Below are 6,112 nucleotides of genomic sequence, written 5' to 3' on the forward strand. Positions count from 1 at the left end.
AACTGGCACACCGGCCAACCGGTCATGCGATCCCTGACCGCCTACGACCACTGACCCCTTGGAATCGATCATCTAGATGCACCACGTTCGCCGCGAGCACCAAGTGCGCTGAACCAGGCGCATCGATCATCACGGAGCTGTTGTATCAGACGCAACAATGATGCGTCCACAGCTAACGCCCAGGCCGCTCCACCGACACACCGACGCCACAGCGACCCAACGGTCGGCCTACCAGCACGAACGTCTTATCCGGGTCGATCGCCGCGTTGCATCCGATGCAATACCGCCTGTTTTTGAGCTTCACCCAGGCGAACCGGCCGTAGGAGTCCTCCCCGGCGAACGGCTGCCCCGTGGGCCACTCGGTGACGTACGCCGGGTCGACGTCGCCCCAGGCGTACAGCCCCCAGTCGTCGTACCCCCCGGCCGGACGCTGGTAGTGCACCACCGCCCACTCCCGGGATCCACCCAGCGCGGGCGTGCCGACGACCGCGACGGACCGGGCGGTGGCGGTGCGGCCCCGGCCGTCCCGGACGACCGCGCGGTACTCGACGCGGGTGCCGCCGGCCAGCCCGTCCAGGTCGTGGTGCACGGTGTACGGCGCGTGGTCGGCGCTGCCCAGCAGCGTCCACCGGCCGCCGCCGACCCGGGCCGCCACGGTGACGGTCGACAGTGGGTCGCCGGTCACCTGTGCGGTGACCGGCGCGCGGGTCGCCACCGACGCGTCCGGCGCGGGGGTGGTGATGGTGATGGTCGGCGTGCCGCTCGCCCGGGCGATGGGGCTGCCCGCGCGGTAGACGGCCGCCGACAGCGGCGGCACGGTCAGCGTGACCTTCCCGTCGCCGCCGGCCTTCGCGCTGGCGGACGCGCCGTAGATGCCGGTGAAGGTGGCGCCGGCCGACCAGGTGTCCACGCTGACAGTCTGCGCGGTCGCGGCGTTGTTCACCGCGACGAGGTACTCGGTCCGGTTTGCGGGCGCGACGCGGGATGCGGCGAACACGCCGGGACCGTCGGCGGCGTACCGGGTGACCTGGATGCCGTCGCGCAGCGCGGGGTGCGCCTGGCGCAGCCGGCCCAGCTCGGCGATCGTCCGGTACAGCGGGTGGGCGGTGTCGAACTGGTCGCTGGCGTGGGTGCGGTCGGTGCCCAGCAGGTCGTCGTCGAGGTAGTCGGGCACCTTCGACGCGAACATGTCCTGCCGGGCGTCCTTGTCCCCACCGGGGCCGGTGAAGCCCTGCTCGTCACCGGAATAGATCACCGGCTGGCCGCGGGTGAGGAACATGAGCTGGTGGGCGAGCTGGTCGCGGCGCAGGTGACTGGCCGGGTCGGTGCCGCCGCCGGCGATGAACGACCCGATCCGGCCCATGTCGTGGTTGCCGAGGAAGGTCGTCAGCCGGCCGGAGTCGGTGTCCCGAGCGGCGTAGAGGTCGTCCCGGGCGTACACGTCGGCGAGGGCCTTCGCCGAACCGCCGCCCGCCGTGTAGCCCCGCGCGGCCTCCTGGAACGCGAAGTCGAGGGTGGCCGGCAGACCGCCGCGGCGCACGTACGTCGACGTGACCTCCGGATCGGCGCTGTACACCTCGCCGAAGACGAAGAAGTCCTTTTTGCCGGCCTTCTCGGCGGCCCGCTCGACGCCCCGGGTGAACTGCGGCCAGAAGTCCATGTTGACGTGCTTGACGGTGTCCAGCCGGAACCCGTCGACGCCGGTCGCGCCGATCCAGTCCCCGTAAGCCTTGGTCATCCCCTGGACCACCTCGGGCCGTTCGGTCCACAGGTCGTCGAGACCGAAGAAGTCGCCGTACTCGCTGTTCTCGCCGGCGAACGTGGAGTCGCCCCGGTTGTGGTACATGCTGGCGTCGTTGAGCCAGGCCGGCACCTTCACCGTCGCGTCACCCGGCTCGGGAAAGACCGGCGTGTACGGGCCGGCGTTCGCGTCGACGGTCGGGAAGTCCCGGCTGCCGTCGGCGTAGTTGCGGTCCTCGAAGGCCCGCCCCCGCACGTCCGTGTACGGCGAGGTCGCCTTGTCCACGTAGGCGTAGCGGTCCTCGGCGTACCTGATGACGTCGGCGGTGTGGTTGACCACCACGTCGAGATAGACCTTGATGCCTCGCCGGTGCGCCAGCGAGGCCAGCTCCTTGAGCTGGGCGTTCGTGCCGAAGTGCGGGTCGACCTGGGTGAAGTCGGTGATCCAGTAGCCGTGGTAGCCGGCCGAGATGTCGTTCCCCTCGCCCTGCACCGGGCGGTTCTTGAAGATCGGGGCGAGCCAGATGGCGGTGGTGCCCAGGCCCTGGATGTAGGCCAGCTTGTCGATGACGCCCTTGAGGTCACCGCCGTGGTAGAAGCCCTTGTCGGCCGGGTCGAGACCGGTGCGCAGCCGGTCACCGGTGAGCCCGCCGGAGTCGTTGCGGCGGTCGCCGTTGGCGAACCGGTCCGGCAGGACGAAGTAGAACTGCTCGGCACGCGCGGCGTCGGCGCCCGCGGCCAGCAACGCGTCGGCGCTGGGCTCGTCGCGCCACTGCACCGCGCCGGCCGCAGTCAGGGATTCGGCGCTGGACGGCCGGGGGTCGGCGTCGGCGCCGAGTGGACGGGCGGATGCCGGCGTGCCGACGAGGGTGACGGTGAGCAGGCTGACGAGCGCGAGCAGGGCGGTACGGCGTATCGGCGGGGGTTTCATCGACGGCCTTCCTCTGGTCGTGATTGGCCGCACGCTAACCCTTGCCGCAACGATCTGCAATACCTTGCAAACAAAGTCGTAACAGAGCAGCAAACTTGCGGAAGGCTCGCTCAGAACCCGCTACAACGCGCCCCGTCGACAGTGCACCCGCGCGGCGTCGAGGACGCCCGCTCCAGGTGGAACCGCAGCGCCACCGACCCGCCGGCCGGCACGTCCACCCCGCTGACGTACGTGAAGCCGCCGTCGAATTGCCGCAACGTCCCCTGGGGTACGCCCTCGACCCAGGTGGTCACCAGTCGACCACCGGCGAACTCGAACCGCACCGTCCAACCCCGGTCCACACCGGACGCGTTGACGATCAGCACCTCGCCGATGAAACCACCGTCGAAGCTCTGCACCACCCGGTAGCGTCCGCTCACCGCCGACGGCTGCTGCTGCGGCGGCCGGATCGGCGTTCGCGCCGACGTCGACGTCACCGTCGGGCCGACCGTCGACGGCCGTGACGTCACCGGCGTGACCGGCGCGCTCGGCGGCAGCCCGCTGGCCCGCGGCGACAACCCGGGCAACAGCGCCGAGTTCTCCGGCAGCGGCGTCGGCGACAGCCCGGACGGCGACACCGGCGCCTGCGGCAACGGCAGACCCGCCGGGGGCGGCCCGCCGTCCCGCGCCGGACTACGCCCCCGGTACGCGCCGAGAGCCACGAACAGCAGGACCACCATCACGACGACACCGGCGCCCACCACGATCCACGGCGACGACGCGATGGCCGCCGGACCGTGCGACGGTCGCGGGGCACGACGCATGCCGGACATGTACCTCCCTCAGCGGGCCGTCCGGGCAGCCTAGCGATCGACGGCCCACCCCGGAAAGCGCCGGCGTCGCGCGCGACGCGGCCCGACGCCCGGTCAGCTGAGCCGGCACTCCACCCCGTTGATCACGCACCGCACCGGACGCTGCGCGGATCCATCCCAACTGACCCGCAACCGCAGGGTCTGCGTGTCACCCGCACCCAACGACTCTCCGCCGCTGAGCACGAACGCGCCGTCACCCTGCGCCGCCACCGAGATCCCCGCCGCCCCGCTGACGCGCAGGCCCCGCGTGTCGTCCGCGAAGGCCAACTCCACCCGCCAGTCCACCGACCGGTCCGACTCGTTGGTCACCGACAGCGTGGCCTCGGTCGCGTTCCAGCCATCCGTGCCGACCTTGTACTGCGCCGACACCGACGGGTCCTTTGTCGCCAGGGCCGCGGCGCTCGTCGCGCCCGGCGACGGCGACTTCGTGGTGGCGCGCGGCGACGGCGTCCGGCTGCTGCGAGACGCGCGCGGCGACGCCGACCGCCGCTCCAACCCACCCGGTGTCGGCGCCGACGACGCCGCAGCCGGCGTCGTCGGCAGGAACACCGGCGGCGCGGCCTGCGGCGTGCCTTCCCGCTCCCGGGTACGGAACGACAACAGCGCGACCACCAGCAGCACCGCCAGCGCGCAGACGCCCACCAGCACCACGATCCACGGCAGCGACAGCACCACTCGCGCCGTCCGCGGACCTCCCGCGCCGTCCGGCCCCACCGCCATCAGGTCTCCCCTCGTCCCACCGACGCGACAGCGTAGCCAGCGCCGGGCGGACCGGAAACCTGGCGGGTACGGAACAGACCGACCGGCCCCCTCCGTACGGAAAACGGCTCGGGCGCGTCGACGCTCCGTTGGCGGTCAGCCCGTCCGGACGACCGTGCAGATCAGCGGCCCCTCACCCGAGGTTCGCAGCAGGTAGCGGTACCGCTCCCCCGGCACCGAACGCCCCTGGCTGTCCAGGAACTCCCACTCGACCGACACCAGGGTCAGCAGCGCGGACACCGGCTGCACGTCCTCGATCCGGGCGTGCGCGGCGATCAACTCCCGGTCCTGGTAGTCGGGTGCGGCGCCCACGAAGGACAGCGCGACCGCCGCCAGCGAGGTGAACGAGAAGCTGTACGTGTCCGCCACCACCAGCCCGGGCAGGGCGTAACACCCACCGAGGGACGGCAGGTCGCCCGAGGTCAACGCGGCGCCGTACCGGTCGAAGAACCCGGTCAGCGTGTCGAGATCCGTGGAGGCGTTCACGGGGACAGCAATTGCCCCGCGCCCGGTGGGCCAAACCTCGGGGCGAGCCTCAGCGGGGCGGGACCCGCACCTCGATCTCCGCACCCAGTCGGGCGCCCCCGGCCAATCCCAGGTCGTCACCACTCCAGAACCGGCCCGGGTCGTACCAGTTCGGACGCTTGCCGGCGGGCAGCAGGCCCATCGCCTCGTAGGTCACGGCCACCACCTCCGCGCAGTACGCCGTCTCCAACGCCCGGTCCCGAGCAGCCGCGCTGGTCGGAGCGGCAGTTGTCCCCCGGTTGGCCGCACTGCCCGCAGCGGTCGGGTTGGCCCCGTTGGTCGAAGCGGTCGGGTTGGCCGAAGCAGCGGGATCGACCCAGGCTGCTTGGGCGGCCCGCGATACGGCTCGGAGTGCCGCCCGGCCAGGACCCGGCAACGACGGAACCCGGCCACGCACCCACCGCCAGGCCAACTGGGCGGTCGACGGGAACGGCGTGCCGTCCAGGCGCGCGACGGTCCGCAGCACCGCGTGTTCCATCTCGCCCTCCGCCGGCGGGTCGAGCTGCCGCAGCCAGGCCCGCTGACCGTACCGGTTGGCCCACACGCAGACCGCGTCCCGCAGGTCGTGCAACTGAACACCGCGCTGGTGCGTGCCCGACCACAGGTCCGGCAGGGACTTGCCCAACTCGGCGTGCCACATCAGCGGCGGCATGTCGTCCAGCACGACGGCCATTCCGACGTGGTTGACCGGGCTGTTCGTGGTGAACTGGATCGCCCGGTCCGGCGCGCTGCGGCCCCGGAACACCCACACGTCACCGGTGCGGGTCAACTCGACGGCCTCATCCAGGCTGATGCTCATGAGGGACTAGCCTAGGCCGATGCGACAACGAGTGCGGTGGTGGAAGGTCCTCGGCCTGGCCGGCCTCGCCGGGGTGGCAGCGTCCGGTGTGGTCATTGCCCGGGCCGAGCGGCGTCGACGCGCGTACACCCCGGAGGAGATCCGGGAACGACTGCGGGAACGTCACGCCCAGGCCAACGACGCAGCGGACTCCGAATCGCCCCAGACCTGATCGACTCGGGTTCCTGAATATCGGGGTGTCCCGGGCGTTCGGATACCGCGGTATCAAGGAATCTGAGTCGATCATCCCGGAACGGCCCTGATGTCCGCTTCGGCTGGGTGACGTCGTCACGTTCAAGGGCCGCGTCCCGTGACGGGTCGCACCCGGGTGGCGGAATCGGCGGCCGGGCCGGGTCGTTATACCTGGCACGGCGCCGCGAACCCGGGTTCACCGGGAACACCCGCCGGGCCGGTGTCGTTACATCCCCCGCACCGCCGAGCACCATGTTGGCTGGGCCTGGGAACACC

The 6,112-nt window shown here is 71.6% G+C and carries 5 protein-coding genes and 1 pseudogene; 1 reads left to right on the top strand and 5 read right to left on the bottom strand.

Annotated features, from left to right (window positions below; translation table 11 throughout):
• Window positions 1-271: 271 nt before the first annotated feature.
• The 5 genes and pseudogenes from ACLQ25_RS32255 to ACLQ25_RS32275 all read right to left on the bottom strand — a co-directional run.
• Window positions 272-2,671 (bottom strand): annotated as a pseudogene (locus ACLQ25_RS32255) (alpha-amylase family glycosyl hydrolase); the annotation flags it as partial.
• A gap of 110 nt (window positions 2,672-2,781) precedes the next feature.
• Complete coding sequence (locus ACLQ25_RS32260; RefSeq protein WP_425734511.1) at window positions 2,782-3,483, bottom strand: cellulose binding domain-containing protein; 702 nt, start codon at window positions 3,481-3,483, stop codon at window positions 2,782-2,784.
• A 93-nt stretch (window positions 3,484-3,576) separates the two neighbouring features.
• Window positions 3,577-4,242, bottom strand: a complete 666-nt coding sequence (locus ACLQ25_RS32265; protein WP_425734512.1) for a cellulose binding domain-containing protein — start codon at window positions 4,240-4,242, stop codon at window positions 3,577-3,579.
• Between the two features lie 135 nt (window positions 4,243-4,377).
• Window positions 4,378-4,767 carry a hypothetical protein gene (locus ACLQ25_RS32270; RefSeq protein ID WP_425734513.1) on the bottom strand — a complete coding sequence of 130 codons (390 nt, stop codon included), beginning with the start codon at window positions 4,765-4,767 and terminating at the stop codon, window positions 4,378-4,380.
• Between the two features lie 49 nt (window positions 4,768-4,816).
• The gene (locus ACLQ25_RS32275) at window positions 4,817-5,605 is read right to left on the bottom strand and encodes a hypothetical protein (RefSeq protein ID WP_425734514.1); all 789 of its coding nucleotides are present in this window, start codon (window positions 5,603-5,605) and stop codon (window positions 4,817-4,819) included.
• A 19-nt stretch (window positions 5,606-5,624) separates the two neighbouring features.
• On the opposite strand from ACLQ25_RS32275, the gene ACLQ25_RS32280 reads away from it, so the two are divergent.
• Complete coding sequence (locus ACLQ25_RS32280; RefSeq protein WP_425734515.1) at window positions 5,625-5,816, top strand: hypothetical protein; 192 nt, start codon at window positions 5,625-5,627, stop codon at window positions 5,814-5,816.
• Window positions 5,817-6,112: the final 296 nt, after the last annotated feature.

Origin of the sequence: Micromonospora sp. DT44 (genome assembly GCF_049841635.1) — a bacterium.
GTDB lineage: Bacteria > Actinomycetota > Actinomycetes > Mycobacteriales > Micromonosporaceae > Micromonospora.

Coding starts and splice junctions, on each gene's coding strand:
- ACLQ25_RS32260 (WP_425734511.1), bottom strand. CDS start 3,483: ATGTCCGGCATGCGTCGTGCCCCGCGACCGTCGCACGGTCCGGCGGCC.
- ACLQ25_RS32275 (WP_425734514.1), bottom strand. CDS start 5,605: ATGAGCATCAGCCTGGATGAGGCCGTCGAGTTGACCCGCACCGGTGAC.
- ACLQ25_RS32265 (WP_425734512.1), bottom strand. CDS start 4,242: ATGGCGGTGGGGCCGGACGGCGCGGGAGGTCCGCGGACGGCGCGAGTG.
- ACLQ25_RS32280 (WP_425734515.1), top strand. CDS start 5,625: ATGCGACAACGAGTGCGGTGGTGGAAGGTCCTCGGCCTGGCCGGCCTC.